This window comes from Streptomyces sp. NPDC038213 (assembly GCF_055600495.1).
This window is the reverse complement of record NZ_JBVJYM010000004.1, coordinates 229,503-244,343: the sequence shown is the minus strand read 5'-3', so window position 1 is coordinate 244,343 and position 14,841 is coordinate 229,503. Positions and strand designations below refer to the sequence as shown.

Sequence of the window (14,841 nt, the reverse complement as noted above, 5' to 3'; positions counted from 1 at the left end):
GCTAGACCTAGTTTTATGGGTCGTGTGACCTATAGTCGGGTCCATGACTGACGAACTGCGGCACGACCCCGCCGGCCCCGTCCTGATCGCCGGCGGCTACGGCACCGTGGGCGCCGAGCTCGCCCGCCTGGCCGCCGCCGGTGGGCTGCCCGTCCTGCTGACCGGGCGCACCCCCGAGCGGGGGGCCGGGCTGGCGCGCGAGCTGGGCGGCGAGGTGCGGCGCTGGGACCTGGGCTCGGGCCAGCCCTTCCGGGCGGGGGTACGGGCGGTGGTCACCGCCGTCAACGATCCCGACGACCGGGTGCTGCGGGCGGCCGTCGCGGGCGGGGTGCCGTACGTGGACGTCACCCGCTGGACGGCCCGGCTCCAGCGCGCGGCCGCCCTGGCGGCGACCCTGCGGCCGACGGCGCCGGTCCTGCTGTCCTCGGCCTGGATGGGCGGGGTCAGCAGCCTGGCGGCCGCGGCGCTGGCCGCGCGCCTGGGCGGCGCGGAGACGGTCGAGACGGCCGTCCGCTGGGACACGGCGGACCGGGCGGGCGCCGATTCGGTGGAGTTCATGGACCGGCTCGGGATCGCCTTCGAGGTGGTCGAGGGGGGACGCAGGCGGCTGGTGCAGCCGCTGGCGGGCGCCCGGACGGTGGAGGTCGGCGGCGAGCCCACCCGGGTGGCGCGGATCGACACCCCGGAGCAGTTCACGCTGCCGCTGGCCCTCGGTACGCGTACGGCGGCCACGCGCATCGGGTTCAGCTCGGGCGCGGCCACCTGCGCCCTGCTCGCCGTCCGGCGGACCGGGTTCTTCCGGTGGGGTTCCGGGGAGCGCTGGGCCCCGGCCCGCCGGGCCCTGCTGTACTCCCCCGGTGCGGGCGGGACGGCCCTGGTGCGGGTGGACGTCACCCACGCGGGCCGGACGCTCACGGCCACCGTCCGCGACCCGCGCGGCCAGGCCCACCTGACCGCGGCCGGGGCGCTGGCGGGCCTGCGCCGGGTCCTGGGCGCCGACGGGGCCCCGGCCGTGCCCGGGGTCTCCTTCCCCGAGCTGACCCCGGTGCCCGGGGCGCTGCCCGCCGCCCTGGCGGCGGCGGGGGTGGAGCTGTCCGTCACCGGGGACGGCGAACACCGGGACGGCGTGCACCGGGACGCCGCGGCGGGAGCGGCCGCATGAGCCCGGCGGGCCGTACGGGCGGCGCCTCCGCAGGCGCGGGCAAAGGCGGCGGCAGGGGCGGCGGGCCCGCGGGCCCGGCCACCGGCCCCGCCACCGCCACCCCTGCCCCCACCCCCAAGGGCTCGCTGCGCCGCACGCAGCTGCTGGAGGCGGCCGAGCGGATCCTGTCGGCCGGCGGCGGCGCCGAGCTGACCATGCGGGGGGTGGCCGCCGAGGCGGGGGTACGGCTCGGGCACCTCCAGTACTACTTCCCCTCCCGCCCCGAGCTGCTGGCCGCCCTGCTGGACCGGATCCTCTCCGGCGCGCTCGCCCGGACGGCCGCCCTCGGCGCGGAGCGGGCCGACCCGGGTGCACTGCTGGACTCCGTACTCCTCGCCGACCACGGTGATCCGCACCTGGTGCGGCTGTTCACCGAGGTGTGGGCGCTGGCGGCGCGCGAGGAGGAGGCAGCCGCGGCCGTAAGGGAGTTCTACGCGGCGTACACCGGGCACGTGGCGCGGTTCATCGCGGAGCGCTCCCCCGGCGCCCCGGAAGCGCTGTGCCGGGCCCGCGCGGAGACCTTCGTGATGCTGGTGGAGGGCGCCTCGCTGTTCCGCTCGGGGGTGGCCTCGCACCGGTCGGCCGGTACGGACGCCCAGCTGCGGAGCACGGCGCTCGAACTGCTCAACGCCCCACCTCAACAGCGCTCCTGAGCTACCGTCACTTGGCCAGCCGGGTGCCGATCTCGTCGATGAGGCGGCCGGGTACGTTGCTGGCCAGGCCGACCGAGGGGCGCACCTCGGAGGCGCCGGGCCGGCCGAGGGCCGTGCCCACGGTCGCGGGGGCCTGCGCGGGGGCGGCCGCGGCTCCGCCGGAGGGTCCGTCGGCGGCGTGGGCCGCCGCACCCGCGGCGGTCAGGAGGGTGAGGGCCAGGGCGCTGCCGGCCAGTACGCGGCGCATGGTGTCTCCGCTCTTCGGGGGCCGGTTTCCGAGGGCGGCCCCGAGGGGGTGGGTAACGCGGACAGTGCCGTAACGAGCGGGGATGATCTTGGGTCACCGCCCGTACGCGGCCCCTCCCCCGCCCGTACCCGCGCCCGGCCCGTATCCCGCGGACCACCCGTATCCCGCGGGGCCGCCCCGTGGGAAAACACGTTGCCGCAGCCCGGTCGTCTCGACCAGGCTGCGGCCATGTCCCCACACACCGAAACCCGAACCACGCAGTCCCGCGGAGTCGAGGACCTGTTCCGGCAGGGGCGGCTCGTGTCCGTTCCCCGCCGTCCGGCCCGGCGCGAGCAGCTGCTCGCCCATCTGGCGCAGACCCTCTTCGAAGAGGGCCGCACCTATACCGAGCCGGAGGTGAACCAGGCCCTGCGCACCGTCCACGACGACAGCCCGGCCCTGCGCCGCTACCTGGTCATCAGCGGCCACCTGACCCGTACCCGGGACGGCAGCGCGTACCGGCGCGCCGGCTCGGCGTGCGGGGCGGAGCGGGCGGGCTGCTGACCGTCCGGCAGGCGGAGCCGGTGTACCGGGCGGCCGGCCTCGCCTACCCGGCCGACCTGGACCACCACCCCTTCCGCCCGAGGCGGCCGGGCCCCGCCGCCCGCGCGGCCCGGCCGCGTGGGCCCCGCGTGGCCCCGCCGCCCGCGCGGCTCAGAAGTTGCCGTAGTTGACCTGCCAGGTCGGCAGCCCCATGCGGCGCCACACGGCGACCACCCGGTCGCGGTCGTCCAGGGAGACCCGCACGGCGTACCGGTGGCGCACGTGCGCGTCGAACAGCTCCGCCTTGACGATGTCGTCCCCGCGGCCGTCGCCCGAGGCCCTCATCCACAGCTCGTCGTACGGGACTTCGTGGCGGGCCAGCCACTCCTCGGTGATGGCCCGGTGGTCCTCGCTGCGCCCCGACAGCAGGACGACCGCATCGCCCTCGGCGGCGCGGAAGGCCCGGAGCGCGTCGCGCACCGAGGGGTTGAGCAGATCGCGGTCGCAGCGCGTGAAGTCGTACGGGCCGCGGTCCCCGCGCAGTGCGAGGGTCCCGTCGATATCGCACATGACCGCGGCGGGCAGCGCCGGATCCGGGGTGTAGGGCGCCACCGGGCGGACCTCGTTGAGCCAGTCCGCGGTCAACTGCCAGCCGCCCTTGCGGGACTTGGCGTGCTTGTCGGCGAGGATCCGGATGATCTCCTCCCCCACCGGCCGCTCCCGGGCCGCGTCGCGCCGTACGCACTCCTCCACCGGGACCCCGGTGAAGTCGTGCACGGCGAACTCGGCGCGTCCCGCCACGGCCGCCTTGAGCCGCTTGGGGATGTGCGGGGTGAGGTGGGTGTTGTCGACGACCACGTCGAAGCCGTCCTCGACGGCGGCGGACACCGCGGCGTCCTGGATCGCCAGCACGGTCTGCTCGCGTGCGTGCGAGCGGCCCCCCTCGGGGTCCGGGAGGTCCAGCATGGTGCGCAGGTCGTCGAGGTTGACCCGGCGCATCCGGCCGCCGGACTCCTCCTGGAGGCGGCGGGCGGCGGTGGTCTTGCCGGAGGCGGGCAGCCCCGTCATGACGTGGACGGTGGGCACTTCAGTTCTCCTCATCGGTGGCGAAGGGGTCGGAGGCCTCGGGCCGGATGCTGCGCCACGCGAACAGGTCGGTGGGCCGGCCGTCGAGGCGCTGGAAGACGGCCGCGCGCAGCTGCGGGTCGGGCAGCTGCTTGGCCGCGCGGGCGAAGGCGCCCCGGTCCGCGGCCAGGTGGGCCAGCGAGGTGTACGCCGCGTCGACGGCGCCCTCCAGGCGGGCGAACTCCTCCTCCAGCCGGGCCACCACCGAGCGCACCCAGGTGTCGAACTCGTCGGGGACCTGCTCCAGCAGGGCGTCCAGGGGGCGGCCGCCGGCGCTGCGGATCCCGCCGAGCTCGGCCACCGACAGGCCCAGCCCCTGGGCGAGGCGCTTGGCGGAGGTGTCGGCGAACCGCTGGATGCCGTGGCTGCGCCAGATGTCGCGCTCGGTGACGCCCGTGAGCACCTTGTGCAGCCGGACGTACTCGGCGATCTTGGCCTTGGCGCGGACCCCGGAGGCGAAGCGCAGGACGTAGCCCTCCGCGTCGGTGCCGGTGGCGGCGGTGCCGTCGGGCAGGGTGTTGTTCTCCGTGAGCTTCACCAGCTCGGCCAGGGGCATGGCGGGCCACACCCGCACCACCGAGCCGAGGGGCTCCCAGCCGGCCGCCGCGCGGGCGAGCGGGACCTCCGCGCCGTCGGCGCCGAAGGCGGCCAGCAGCACCAGGTCGCGGCGGTCGCCGTAGTCCACGACGATGCGGTTCTGCGGGTACAGGATCTCGGCGAGGTACGTCACCCCGGGGACCAGTGCGGAGGTGTCCCGGCCGTCGAGGCGGCGCTGCGCCCAGGTGGCCTGCGCGCTGGTGAAGGAGCCCTTGGAGGCCGCGTGCCAGCGGTCCGCGTAGTGGAAGACCACGGCGAGGCTGCCGTCGACCTTGTCGTAGACCTCGAAGGGCTCGTCGGGCAGCGCGGGCGCGTACGGCTGGCGCGCCTCGTGCTCGCCGACGTTGAAGAACTTGGGCAGCGGGAGGGCGACGACGGCGCCGGTGGAGTCGTCGGCGACGAGGCCCCGGCAGCGGGTCGTGACCCTGTTCCAGATCCGCTCGTACTGGCAGGCGCGGGTGTACGTGTACAGGGACAGCGGCAGCTGCGGGTGCCGCTTGCGGATGACGTGGCCTGCATCGAGCGCCGCCGCCAGCTCCTGGGCCGGCAGCAGGTCGTGGAGAGTCAGGGTCGCCTGGCTCATGGGTGGATCCCCTCCCGTGGACGATGCGCCATTCTCCCGTGCGCCGGCGGCCGGCGACACCGAATTTGCCTGCGGCGGCGAGAAGAGCCGCAGGTCACACGGGGCTGCTGGGAAGGAGGGCGGCCCGCCGCGCGCTCCCCGGTTGCGGACGGGCCGCACCTGCGGTTCGTTCGAAGGAGGGGAATGCGATCCGAAGCGGGGGTGAGGCAAGGGGAAGCACCCGCACCCCTGGCCCCCTCCCGCCCCTCCCGCCCCTCCGGATGGTGGTGAACGGCTTGGACGCGCTGATCTTCACCGACCGCGCGGACGCCGGGCAGCGGCTGGCCCGCGCCCTGCTGCCCCTGGCCGCGGAGCACCCGGTGGTGCTCGGGCTGCCGCGGGGCGGGGTGCCGGTGGCCTTCGAGGTCGCCCGTGCGCTGGGCGCCCCGCTCGACGTGGCCGTGGTCCGCAAGCTGGGCGTGCCGGCCCGCCCCGAGCTGGGCTTCGGGGCGGTCGGCGAGGGCGGGGTGCGGATCCTCAACGAGGAGGTCGTCCGGATCAGCCGGACCGCGCCCGAGCGGATCGCGGAGGTGGAGCGGGCCGCGCTGGAGGCCCTCGCGGACCAGGCGCAGCGCTTGCGCGCGGGCCGGCCGCGGGTGCCGCTGGCCGGCCGTACGGTCGTCCTCGTCGACGACGGCATCGCCACCGGCTCGACCGCCGCGGCGGCCTGCGAGCTGGTACGGGCCCAGGGCGCGGCCCGGGTCGTCCTGGCCGTACCGGTGGCCCCGCCGGAGGCCGTGGCCCGGCTGCACGGCCCCGCGGACGAGGTGGTGTGCCTGTCCGCCCCGGCGTCCTTCCGGACGGTGGGCGAGTGGTACCGCGACTTCTCCCAGACCCCGGACGCGGAGGTCCTGTCCCTGCTGGCACGCGCGGCCGGTGACGGGGCCGGGGCCGGGGGTACGAACGTACGGGTGCCCGCCGGCGTACCTGTCGGCGTACCCGTCGGGAAGCCCCCGCACGCCCTGCTCCTGCCCGGTGACCTCGCGCTGCCGGACGGGGCGCGGGCCGTGGTGGTCTTCGCCCACGGCTCGGGGAGCAGCCGGCACAGCCCCCGCAACCGCCGGGTGGCCGCCGAGCTGAACCGGTCCGGGCTGGGCACCCTCCTGTTCGACCTGCTCACCGAAGCGGAGGCGGAGGCGGAAGCGGCAGACCGGGCCGCGGTCTTCGACGTGGCCGCCCTGGCGGCCCGCCTCGCCCGCGCCACCGCCTGGCTCCACGACCGCACCGGCCTGCCGGCGGGCTGGTTCGGGGCGAGCACCGGGGCCGCCGCGGCACTGCGGGCCGCGGCGGCCCCGGACCCGGGCGCCCTCGCCGTGGTCGCGCGCGGCGGGCGCCCCGACCTGGCGGGGCCGGACCTCGGCCGGGTCCGGACGCCGACCCTCCTGATCGTCGGCGGCCGGGACGGCGCGGTCCTGGACCTCAACCGCCGCGCCCGCGCGGAGCTGCGGCACTGCGAGAGCCGCCTGGCCGTGGTCCCCGGCGCCGGCCACCTCTTCGAGGAGCCGGGCGCCCTCGCGCAGGCCGCCGCCCTGGCCCGGGACTGGTTCACCCGCCACCTCCTCCCGGACCCTCCCCCACCACCCCGCGGTTGAGCGGACGAAACGAAAGGGACACGCCATGTTCGAGGAAAGCAAGGCCTTCAGCGGATACTCGGTCGACGACCTCGGCCGGGCCCGGGAGTTCTACGGCACCACCCTGGGCCTGGACGTCTCGGAGGAGAACGGGATGCTCTTCCTCCGCCTCGCGGGCGGATCCACCGTCCTCCTCTACCCCAAGGACGACCACGAGCCCGCCACCTTCACGGTCCTCAACTTCCCCGTCCCCGACCTCGTCCGCGCCGTCGACGAACTCACCGCCCGCGGCGTGGTCTTCGAACGCTACGAGGGCTTCGAGACCGACGAGCGCGGCATCGTGGGCGGCGGCGACGGGAGCATGCCCTCGATCGCCTGGTTCAAGGACCCGGCGGGCAACGTCCTGTCCGTCCTGGACGAGGCACCCTGACCCGGGCGCCTCACCCCCGGTAGGACTCCAGCAGCCGGAGCCATACCTCGCTGATGGTGGGGAAGGCGGGGACGGCGTGCCAGAGGCGGTCGAGGGGGACCTCCGCGGTGACGGCGATCGTGGCGGAGTGGAGGAGTTCGGCGACGCCCGGGCCGACGAAGGTGGCGCCGAGGACGGTTTCGCGGTCGAGGTCGACGACCATGCGGGCGCGGCCGCGGTACTCGTGGGCGTACAGGCCCGCGCCGGTGACCGCGCCGAGGTCGTGGTCCACGGCGCGGACGCGGCGGCCGGTGCGTTCGGCGGCGGCCAGGGTGAGGCCCACGGAGGCCGCCTCGGGGTCGGTGAAGACCACCTGCGGGGCGCCGGCGGTGTCGGCGGTGGCGGCGTACGGGCTCCAGGGGGCGGGGTCGGCCGCGGCCGGGTCGGTGCCCGCCGCCCGGGCGGCGATGGCGGCGCCCGCGATACGCGCCTGGTACTTGCCCTGGTGGGTCATCAGGGCCCGGTGGTTGACGTCCCCGACGGCGTACAGCCAGTCGCTGCCGCGGACCCGGCAGCTGTCGTCCACGTCGAGCCAGCCGCCCGGTTCGAGGCCGACGGTCTCCATGCCGATGTCGTCGGTGCGCGGGGCCCGGCCGGTGGCGAAGAGCAGCTCGTCGGCTTCGAGCAGTTCGCCGCCGGGCAGGACGGCGGTGACCGGTCCGGTGCCGCCCTCGCGGACCAGTGCCTCGACGGAGGTGCCGGTGCGGACCTCGGCGCCGGCCGCGCGCAGCCCCTCGGCGACGAGCTCCCCGGCGAAGGGCTCCATCCGGGGCAGCAGGCCGGGGCCGCGGGCCAGCAGGGTGACGCGGGAGCCGAGGGCCTGCCAGGCGGTGGCCATCTCGGTGGCGACGACCGAGCCGCCGACGACGAGCAGCCGCGGGGGCACGTGCTGGGCGGAGGTGGCCTCGCGGCTGGTCCAGGCGTGGGCGCCGGCCGCGCCGGGCAGGTCGGGCACGACGGCGCGGCTGCCGGTGGCGACGACCACGGCGTGCCGGGCGGCCAGGACGTGGTGCTCGCCCTCGGGGCTGGTGACGGCGATCTTCCGCTCGCCGTAGAGCCGTCCGTGGCCGCGGTAGAGGTGGGCGCCGACGGACTTGATCCAGTCCTCCTGGCCCTCGTCCTGCCAGTGCCCGGTCCACCAGTCCCGGTGGGCGAGGACGGCGGCGGGGTCGGGCGGGGCGGCGGCCGCCGCGGCCAGGCCGGGCACCCTGCGGGTGTCGGCGCGGGCCTGGGCGGGGCGCAGCAGGGCCTTGCTGGGCACGCAGGCCCAGTACGAGCACTCGCCACCGACGAGCTCGCTCTCCACCAGGGCGGTGCTCAGTCCGGCGGCGCGGGTCCGGTCGGCGACGTTCTCGCCCGCCGGTCCCCCGCCGAGCACCACGACGTCGTACTCCACGGCTCGGGTCATGGGGACAGTCTCGCGGGCGCGGGCGCGGCGTGCACGCCCGTCGGGGCCCTGGGGCCACCTGTCGGGGCCGTGGGGCCTCCCGGCCGCATCATGGCGCCGGACGGCCGCGCCGCCGCCCGTACGGGCACCCGGGCCGGGGTCAGGACTGCGCCGCGTCGCCCTGGGCCTCGGCGATCTTGGCGCGGACCTCGTCCATGTCCAGGGCGCGGGCCTGGCCGATCACGTCCTCGAGGAGGGCCTCGGGGAGGGCGCCGGGCTGGGCGAACACGGCCACCTGGTCACGGATGATCATGAGGGTGGGGATGGAGCGGATCTCGAAGGCGGCGGCGAGCTCCTGCTGGGCCTCGGTGTCCACCTTCGCGAAGACGAGGTCCGGATGCGCCTCGGAGGCCTTCTCGAAGACCGGGGCGAACTGCCGGCACGGACCGCACCAGGACGCCCAGAAGTCGATCAGTACGAAGGAGTTCGAGCTGACCGTGTCGTCGAAGTTGTCCTTGGTCAGTTCTACGGTGGCCATGTTGCGTCGTCCCTCTTTCGTCGTGTGCGGGCTCAGCCGACTCGGACAACCTCGGCCGGCCCCGCGGTATTCCGCGGGGCCCACCGTACGAGCCCCCGCGCGGGCCGCGGGTACGGGCCCCCGTACCCGTCTCAGAAGGGGTACCCCGCCGGCTCGCGCCGCACCGTGGTCCAGCGCAGCTCCGTGAAGGCGTCGAGGTTGGCCTCCCCGCCGAAGCGGGCGCCGGTCCCCGAGGCGCCCGTACCGCCGAAGGGGGCGACGGCCTCGTCGTTGACCGTCTGGTCGTTGATGTGCGCGATGCCGGTCGGGATCCGGTCGGCGAGGTCGAGCCCGCGGGCGGTGTCGCGGGTGACGATGCCGAGCGAGAGCCCGTAGGGGCCGGCGGCGGCGAGTTCGGCCGCCTCGTCCTCGGTGCGGAAGGAGCGGACGGGCGCGACGGGCCCGAAGACCTCCTGCGCGTACGCGGGGGTGTCGTCGGTGGCGGCGGCGAGGACCGTGGGCCGGTAGCACAGGCCCTGGTGGCTGCCGCCGGCGACGAGTTTGGCGCCCGCCGCCGTGCTGGCGCCGACCAGGGAGTGCACCCGGTCGCGCTGTGCGGCGTCGATGAGCGGACCGAGGTGCACCTGCTCGCGGTACGGGTCCCCCACGGCGAGGGAGTCCGCGCGGGCGGCGAGCCGCTCGACGTACTCGTCGTAGAGGGACTCGTGGACCAGGTGGCGGCCGGCGGTCATGCAGATCTGGCCCTGGTGGAAGAAGGAGCCCCAGGCGGCCTGGCCGACGGCGGCGGCCACGTCGGCGTCGCGCAGCACGATCAGGGCGGAGTTGCCGCCCAGTTCGAGGTGGGCCCGCTTGAGGGCGCGCCCGGCGGCCTCGCCGACGGCGCGGCCGGTGGCGGTGGAGCCGGTGAACGAGACCACGCGGACGCGGGGTTCGGACACCAGGGCCCGTCCGGTGGCGGGCCCGCCGGGCAGCACGTGCAGGAGGCCCGCGGGCAGCCCGGCCTCCTCGAACACCGCGGCGAGGGCCAGCCCGCCGCAGACCGCCGTGCGCGCGTCGGGCTTCAGCAGGACGGCGTTGCCGAGGGCGAGGGCCGGGGCGGCGGAGCGGATGGCGAGGATGAGCGGCGCGTTGAAGGGGGCGATGACGGCGACGGTCCCCGCGGGGACCCGGCGGGTGTACGAGAGCCGGGGGGCCTCGCTGGGGAGCACCTGGCCGGCCGGGCGGGAGGCGAGGGCCGCGGCCTCGTAGCACTCCTGGGCGGCCGTGTGCAGTTCGAAGGCGGCCTTGCCGGGTATCGAGCCGGACTCCCGCACCAGCCAGGTGCTCAGCTCCTCGGCGTGGGCGGTGAACAGGTCCCCGGCCTGGCGCAGCACGGCGGCGCGGGCGGTGTGCGGGGTACGGGCCCAGGCGCGCTGGGCGGTCTCGGCGCGGGCGGCGGCCCCGGCCACGTCGGCGGGCGCGGCGAGCCGGATCTCGGCGAGGACCGCGCCGGTGGCGGGTTCGGTGACGGGGGCCGGGCCGCCGGTGAGCGGGGCGCCGTCCTGCCAGGCGGCGGGGTCGAGCAGGGGCATGGCGCAGCCTCCGGATCGGGTTCCACACGGGCCGGGCGGGGGCCCGGGCACGCGCGCCATGCTATTCAGCGGGCGGGGCCGAAATCCCTCCACTTATCGGGCAGTTGATGACCTGAAACGATCGTCCGCGGCGGGTGGGGGCAGGAGGGGGCGGGGAGCGCACGGGACAGCGGGCGGGGCGGCGCAGCGGCGCCCCGCCCTCCGTCAGCGCTCCAGGACCAGGGCGATCCCCTGGCCGACCCCGATGCACAGGGCGGCGAGGCCGGTGCCCGAGCCGGCGGCGGCGAGCTGGTGGGCCACCGAGCCCGCGAGCCGGGCCCCGGAGGCGCCCAGCGGGTGGCCGAGGGCGATGGCCCCGCCGCGCGGGTTGACCCGGGCCGGGTCCAGCTCGGGCCAGTGGGCCAGGCAGCCGAGGGCCTGGGCGGCGAAGGCCTCGTTCAGCTCGAAGGTGGTCAGGTCCGCGAAGCCGCGGCCGGCCCTGGCGAGGGCGCGCTGCACGGCCTCGACCGGGCCCAGCCCGAAGAGCTGCGGCTCGATGCCGGTGACGGCCGAGGCGCGGATCCGGGCGAGGGGTTCGCGGCCGGTGGCGGCCAGGCCGGCCTCGTCGGTGAGCAGCAGGGCGGCGGCCCCGTCGTTGAGCGGGGAGGCGTTGGCCGCGGTGACCGTGCCGTCGGGCCGGAAGACCGGCTTGAGACGGGCCAGGGCCTCGGGGGTGGAGGACTCACGGATGGACTCGTCGCGTACGAGGTCCACGCCGGGGAGGGGGACGACCTCGCCGTCGTACAGCCCCGCGGACCAGGCGGCGGCGGCCTTGCGGTGGCTGTCGAGGGCGAAGGCGTCCTGCGCCTCGCGGGTGATCCCGTGCTTGTCCGCGATCAGTTCGGCGCCCTCGCCGAGGGTGACGGTCCACTCCTCGGGCATGGCGGGGTTGGTCATGCGCCAGCCGAGGGCGGTGGACCACATCTGCTGGTGGGTCGCGGGGTAGGCGCGCTCGGGCTTCTGCACCACCCAGGGGGCCCGGGTCATCGACTCGACCCCGCCCGCGACGGCCACGGAGGCGTCCCCGAGGGCGATGGCGCGGTAGGCCTGTACGACGGCCTCCATGCCGGAGCCGCAGAGCCGGTTGACCGTCACGCCCGGGACGCTGACGGGCAGTCCGGCCAGCAGCACGGCCATGCGGGCCACGTCGCGGTTGTCCTCGCCGGCGCCGTTGGCGTCGCCGAAGACCACGTCGTCGATGCGGGCCGGGTCCAGCTCCGGGCTGCGGTCGACCAGGGAGCGGACCACGTGCGCGGCCAGGTCGTCGGGCCTGACCCCGGCGTACGCGCCTGCGAACTTGCCGATGGGGGTGCGGACGGCGTCGACGATGTACACGTCGCGGATGCTCATCGGGGTCTCCTGGGCGGATCGGCGGATCCGTGCGGGTCGGGCGGCCGGACGCGTCCTGCCGGGCGGCGGCCGGTGGGCCGCCGCCGGTGGGCGCGCCCGCAGTCTCCGCCCGTCCGGCACACCGTGTCAACGCCCGACCGGACATTCGGTCGTCGCTTTTGCGCGCTCCCGCGCCCTCGGTCACGGGGGCGGCGGGACGGCCGCGGGCCGGGCAGGGCGGGGCCGGGGCGAGAGAAGCCCGGACGGAGGCGGGGGGCAGTACGGGATGCACCCCGGGGCGGGCGACGGGGTGGCCAGCCTGGGCGGCCAGCCGCCGGGCCGGGGCGCAGCCCGCCCCGGCAGCCGTCAGGTCGAGTCGCGCCCGACCGGCCGGGCGCTCATCAGGTCGAGGTGTACGGCGGACCGGGCGGGTTCGCGGACCGCGCGGTCCACCAGGGCGGCCAGGCGTCCGCCCGTGGGCATCTCGATCTGCACGGTGCTCAGCCGGGGCCGCAGCAGGCGGCCGAGCAGCAGGTCGTCGGCCCCCATGACGGCCGTGTCGCGCGGGACCCCGACGCCGGCGTCCTGGAGGGCGCGCATCAGGAGCATCGCGTACTCGTCGTTGTACGCGAAGACGGAGTCGAGCCCGAGTGCGGGCCAGCGGGCGGCCAGGCGGGCCGCGGACTCCTCCTCGTACGCGAGCGGGAGGGCCTCGACCCGGGCCCCGGCGGGCTCCGCCTCGCCGCGCACGCCTGCCAGCCGCGGCGCGGAGAACATCTCGAAGCCCGGCTCCTCGGGCACCACCACCCCGATCCGGCGGTAGCCGCGCTCCAGCAGGTGGGCGGCGGCGCGGACCCCCACCTCGCGCTGGTCGAGGACCAGGGAGTGGGCCCCCGGCACCCGGTCGGGGCCGAGGGTGATCACGGCGCGGGCGCCGGCCCGCTTGAGGGTCTCGACGTTGCGCGCGGACAGGGCGGTCTCCCCCAGGGAGACCACGGCGACGGGGCGCAGCTCCGCCCAGGCGCGCGAGGCCTGGTCCCCGCTCAGGCCCAGGCTGCCGTACTGGACCACGGTGTAGTCGAGGCGGCGCAGGGCCCACTGGAGCTCGTTGAGGAAGCGGCTGTAGAGCGGGCCCACCGGGATGTGCGGGGCGGGCAGCAGCACGATCCGGGTGTGCCCGGCGCGCAGGCTGCGCGCGGCGGCGTGCGGGACGTACCCCAGCTCCTCGGCCGCCTCGCGGACCCGGCGCCGGGTGGGCTCGCTGATCCGGACGGACGCGGCGTTGTTGAGCACGTACGAGACGGTGGCGCGGGAGACCCCGGCCAGGCGGGCCACGTCCGCGCTGGTCGGTACGGGGGCCGCCGCGGGGGCGGGGGCGGCCGGGTCGGCGGCCTGCGGCTCGGGTGACTGGGACATTGCCGTCGCATCTTTCCAGAACCGGGGGCACCGGGGTCTAGCGGTTGGCCTGAAACGGGTGCTAGACAGTGGTTACACGCGTAAGTGACACGTGTAACCACCCCTTCTTCCGGCCCCTCCCTGACCTCCCTCCTCCCCTTCCCCTTGCCCCCGCCTCCCCCTTTCTCCCGGACCCCTGCCCTGGAGGGCACCGTGGCCCCTTCCTCCCCCGGCGCCGGCACCGCCGAGGCCGCCGCCTCCCCGCCCCAGCCCGGCGCCCCCGCGCGCGGGCTGCTCCCGCTGCTCCTGGTCGCCAACACCGCGATGTACGCCCTGTACACGGGCGTCGCGGGCGTCCTGCTCGCCCTGCACGTCGAACAGATCGACCCCGCCGCGAAGGTGTCCAATTTCGGCCTGGTCGCAGGGGTCTCCGCAGTCTTCGCCACCGTCTTCAACCCCGTCGCCGGGGCCCTGTCCGACCGCTCCGGGCGGCGCAACCCCTGGATCATGGGCGGCGGCCTGCTCGCCGTACCCGCGATGCTGCTGCTCGGGTACGCCGACACCCTGCTGACCGTCACCATCGCCTGGTGCGCGGGCCAGGCCGTCATGAACGTCTACCAGGCCGCCCTGACCTCCGTGGTCCCCGACCGGGTGCCGGTCTCCGCCCGCGGCCGCGCCTCCGCGGCCGTCGGCCTGGGACTCCCCTTCGGCTCCGTGCTCGGCGCCCTGCTGGGTGCGGCGTACTCGGAGCAGTACCGCACCGGCTACCTCGTCTTCGGCGCGGTCGTCACCACCGGGGCCGTGCTCTTCACCGCCTGCACCCGCGAGCAGCGGCTGCCCGCGCGCCCGCCCGTGCCGCTGCGCCGGTAGCTGGCGGCCTTCGCGGGCGCGCTGCGCTCGCACGACTTCCGCTGGGCGTTCATCGGCCGCGCCCTGCTGGTCCTCGGCTACTTCGCCGTCATGGGCTACCAGCTGTACATCCTCCAGGACCACACCCGGCTGCCCGAGGGGATGGAGCCGGAGCAGGCCGTGGCGGTGCTCGCGCCGCTGGGCAGTATCGCGATGGTGGTCTCGACGGTCCTCGGCGGCTGGCTCTCCGACCGCCACGACCGGCGCAAACTGTTCGTCGGCGCCTCCGCGCTGCTGTCGGCCGGGGGCCTGCTGATCCCGGCCCTGTCCACGAGCTGGACCGCGATGCTGGCCTTCGCCGTGGTCAACGGCCTGGGCTTCGGCTGCTACATGGCCGTGGACACGGCCCTGGTGACGATGGTGCTGCCCGCCGCGCAGGACGCCGCACGCGATATGGGCGTGCTCAACATCGCCAATGCGGGGCCCCAGATCGTGGCACCCTTCATCGCCTCGCTGATCGTCTCGGCCGGCGGCGGCTACACCGCGCTGTTCCTCTTCGCGGCGGTGCTGTCGATCGCGGGCGCGCTCGCGGTCAAGCCGATCCGCTCGGTGCGGTGAGGCCGGGGCGCAGGAACCGGCCCCGCCCGACCACCACCACCATGACCACCACCACCACGACCACGACCCTCGACCATCCAACCGACCGGTCCACCCCGCCCGTGCGCG

General features: G+C 76.2%; 15 protein-coding genes. 7 read left to right on the top strand and 8 right to left on the bottom strand.

What is annotated here, in order from left to right; genetic code table 11:
* Window positions 1-43: 43 nt before the first annotated feature.
* The gene (locus ACZ7JZ_RS08390) at window positions 44-1,162 is read left to right on the top strand and encodes a saccharopine dehydrogenase family protein (RefSeq protein ID WP_470934709.1); all 1,119 of its coding nucleotides are present in this window, start codon (window positions 44-46) and stop codon (window positions 1,160-1,162) included.
* Entirely contained in the window at window positions 1,159-1,854 is a 696-nt protein-coding gene (locus tag ACZ7JZ_RS08385) for a TetR/AcrR family transcriptional regulator (RefSeq protein WP_470934706.1), read from the top strand. The genes ACZ7JZ_RS08390 and ACZ7JZ_RS08385 overlap by 4 nt, the downstream gene beginning before the upstream one ends.
* Window positions 1,855-1,861: 7 nt before the next feature.
* Here the strand turns inward: ACZ7JZ_RS08385 and ACZ7JZ_RS08380 are convergent, their stop codons facing one another.
* Complete coding sequence (locus tag ACZ7JZ_RS08380; RefSeq protein WP_470934703.1) at window positions 1,862-2,101, bottom strand: hypothetical protein; 240 nt, start codon at window positions 2,099-2,101, stop codon at window positions 1,862-1,864.
* 228 nt (window positions 2,102-2,329) lie between these two features.
* Between ACZ7JZ_RS08380 and ACZ7JZ_RS08375 the strand changes: the two genes are divergently transcribed.
* A complete protein-coding gene (locus ACZ7JZ_RS08375; RefSeq protein WP_470934700.1) occupies window positions 2,330-2,644 on the top strand; it encodes a DUF2087 domain-containing protein in 315 nt (104 codons plus the stop codon).
* A gap of 150 nt (window positions 2,645-2,794) precedes the next feature.
* Here ACZ7JZ_RS08375 and ACZ7JZ_RS08370 read toward each other — a convergent pair whose 3' ends face one another.
* Together ACZ7JZ_RS08370 and ACZ7JZ_RS08365 are read right to left on the bottom strand one after the other, a co-directional pair.
* On the bottom strand, window positions 2,795-3,709 hold the full coding sequence (locus tag ACZ7JZ_RS08370; protein ID WP_470934697.1) for a phosphatase domain-containing protein: 915 nt from the start codon (window positions 3,707-3,709) through the stop codon (window positions 2,795-2,797).
* 1 nt (window position 3,710) lies between these two features.
* Window positions 3,711-4,928: an RNA ligase gene (locus ACZ7JZ_RS08365; RefSeq protein ID WP_470934694.1), complete on the bottom strand. Its 1,218-nt coding sequence runs from the start codon at window positions 4,926-4,928 to the stop codon at window positions 3,711-3,713.
* 284 nt (window positions 4,929-5,212) lie between these two features.
* Between ACZ7JZ_RS08365 and ACZ7JZ_RS08360 the strand changes: the two genes are divergently transcribed.
* Both ACZ7JZ_RS08360 and ACZ7JZ_RS08355 read left to right on the top strand, forming a co-directional pair.
* Window positions 5,213-6,559, top strand: coding sequence for a phosphoribosyltransferase family protein (locus ACZ7JZ_RS08360; RefSeq protein ID WP_470935235.1), 1,347 nt, complete (start codon window positions 5,213-5,215; stop codon window positions 6,557-6,559).
* Window positions 6,560-6,584: 25 nt separating this feature from the next.
* Window positions 6,585-6,968, top strand: coding sequence for a VOC family protein (locus tag ACZ7JZ_RS08355; protein ID WP_470934691.1), 384 nt, complete (start codon window positions 6,585-6,587; stop codon window positions 6,966-6,968).
* Between the two features lie 10 nt (window positions 6,969-6,978).
* On the opposite strand, the gene ACZ7JZ_RS08350 is transcribed toward ACZ7JZ_RS08355, so the two are convergent.
* The 5 genes from ACZ7JZ_RS08350 to ACZ7JZ_RS08330 all read right to left on the bottom strand — a co-directional run bounded on the left by ACZ7JZ_RS08350 (window position 6,979) and on the right by ACZ7JZ_RS08330 (window position 13,287).
* Window positions 6,979-8,415: a dihydrolipoyl dehydrogenase family protein gene (locus ACZ7JZ_RS08350; protein WP_470934688.1), complete on the bottom strand. Its 1,437-nt coding sequence runs from the start codon at window positions 8,413-8,415 to the stop codon at window positions 6,979-6,981.
* A 139-nt stretch (window positions 8,416-8,554) separates the two neighbouring features.
* A complete protein-coding gene (trxA, locus tag ACZ7JZ_RS08345; RefSeq protein ID WP_470934685.1) occupies window positions 8,555-8,932 on the bottom strand; it encodes a thioredoxin in 378 nt (125 codons plus the stop codon).
* A gap of 131 nt (window positions 8,933-9,063) precedes the next feature.
* Window positions 9,064-10,503 (bottom strand): aldehyde dehydrogenase family protein, encoded by a 1,440-nt coding sequence (locus ACZ7JZ_RS08340; protein ID WP_470934682.1) that lies wholly within the window; start codon window positions 10,501-10,503, stop codon window positions 9,064-9,066.
* 204 nt (window positions 10,504-10,707) lie between these two features.
* Window positions 10,708-11,892, bottom strand: a complete 1,185-nt coding sequence (locus tag ACZ7JZ_RS08335; RefSeq protein WP_470934679.1) for a thiolase family protein — start codon at window positions 11,890-11,892, stop codon at window positions 10,708-10,710.
* 345 nt (window positions 11,893-12,237) lie between these two features.
* Window positions 12,238-13,287: a LacI family DNA-binding transcriptional regulator gene (locus tag ACZ7JZ_RS08330; RefSeq protein ID WP_470934676.1), complete on the bottom strand. Its 1,050-nt coding sequence runs from the start codon at window positions 13,285-13,287 to the stop codon at window positions 12,238-12,240.
* A 192-nt stretch (window positions 13,288-13,479) separates the two neighbouring features.
* On the opposite strand from ACZ7JZ_RS08330, the gene ACZ7JZ_RS08325 reads away from it, so the two are divergent.
* Window positions 13,480-14,136, top strand: coding sequence for an MFS transporter (locus ACZ7JZ_RS08325; protein WP_470934673.1), 657 nt, complete (start codon window positions 13,480-13,482; stop codon window positions 14,134-14,136).
* Window positions 14,137-14,733 carry an MFS transporter gene (locus ACZ7JZ_RS08320; RefSeq protein ID WP_470935232.1) on the top strand — a complete coding sequence of 199 codons (597 nt, stop codon included), beginning with the start codon at window positions 14,137-14,139 and terminating at the stop codon, window positions 14,731-14,733.
* Window positions 14,734-14,841: the final 108 nt, after the last annotated feature.

Coding starts and splice junctions, on each gene's coding strand:
- ACZ7JZ_RS08365 (WP_470934694.1), bottom strand. CDS start 4,928: ATGAGCCAGGCGACCCTGACTCTCCACGACCTGCTGCCGGCCCAGGAG.
- ACZ7JZ_RS08355 (WP_470934691.1), top strand. CDS start 6,585: ATGTTCGAGGAAAGCAAGGCCTTCAGCGGATACTCGGTCGACGACCTC.
- ACZ7JZ_RS08350 (WP_470934688.1), bottom strand. CDS start 8,415: ATGACCCGAGCCGTGGAGTACGACGTCGTGGTGCTCGGCGGGGGACCG.
- ACZ7JZ_RS08375 (WP_470934700.1), top strand. CDS start 2,330: ATGTCCCCACACACCGAAACCCGAACCACGCAGTCCCGCGGAGTCGAG.
- ACZ7JZ_RS08385 (WP_470934706.1), top strand. CDS start 1,159: ATGAGCCCGGCGGGCCGTACGGGCGGCGCCTCCGCAGGCGCGGGCAAA.
- ACZ7JZ_RS08390 (WP_470934709.1), top strand. CDS start 44: ATGACTGACGAACTGCGGCACGACCCCGCCGGCCCCGTCCTGATCGCC.
- ACZ7JZ_RS08335 (WP_470934679.1), bottom strand. CDS start 11,892: ATGAGCATCCGCGACGTGTACATCGTCGACGCCGTCCGCACCCCCATC.
- ACZ7JZ_RS08330 (WP_470934676.1), bottom strand. CDS start 13,287: ATGTCCCAGTCACCCGAGCCGCAGGCCGCCGACCCGGCCGCCCCCGCC.
- ACZ7JZ_RS08340 (WP_470934682.1), bottom strand. CDS start 10,503: ATGCCCCTGCTCGACCCCGCCGCCTGGCAGGACGGCGCCCCGCTCACC.
- ACZ7JZ_RS08380 (WP_470934703.1), bottom strand. CDS start 2,101: ATGCGCCGCGTACTGGCCGGCAGCGCCCTGGCCCTCACCCTCCTGACC.
- trxA (WP_470934685.1), bottom strand. CDS start 8,932: ATGGCCACCGTAGAACTGACCAAGGACAACTTCGACGACACGGTCAGC.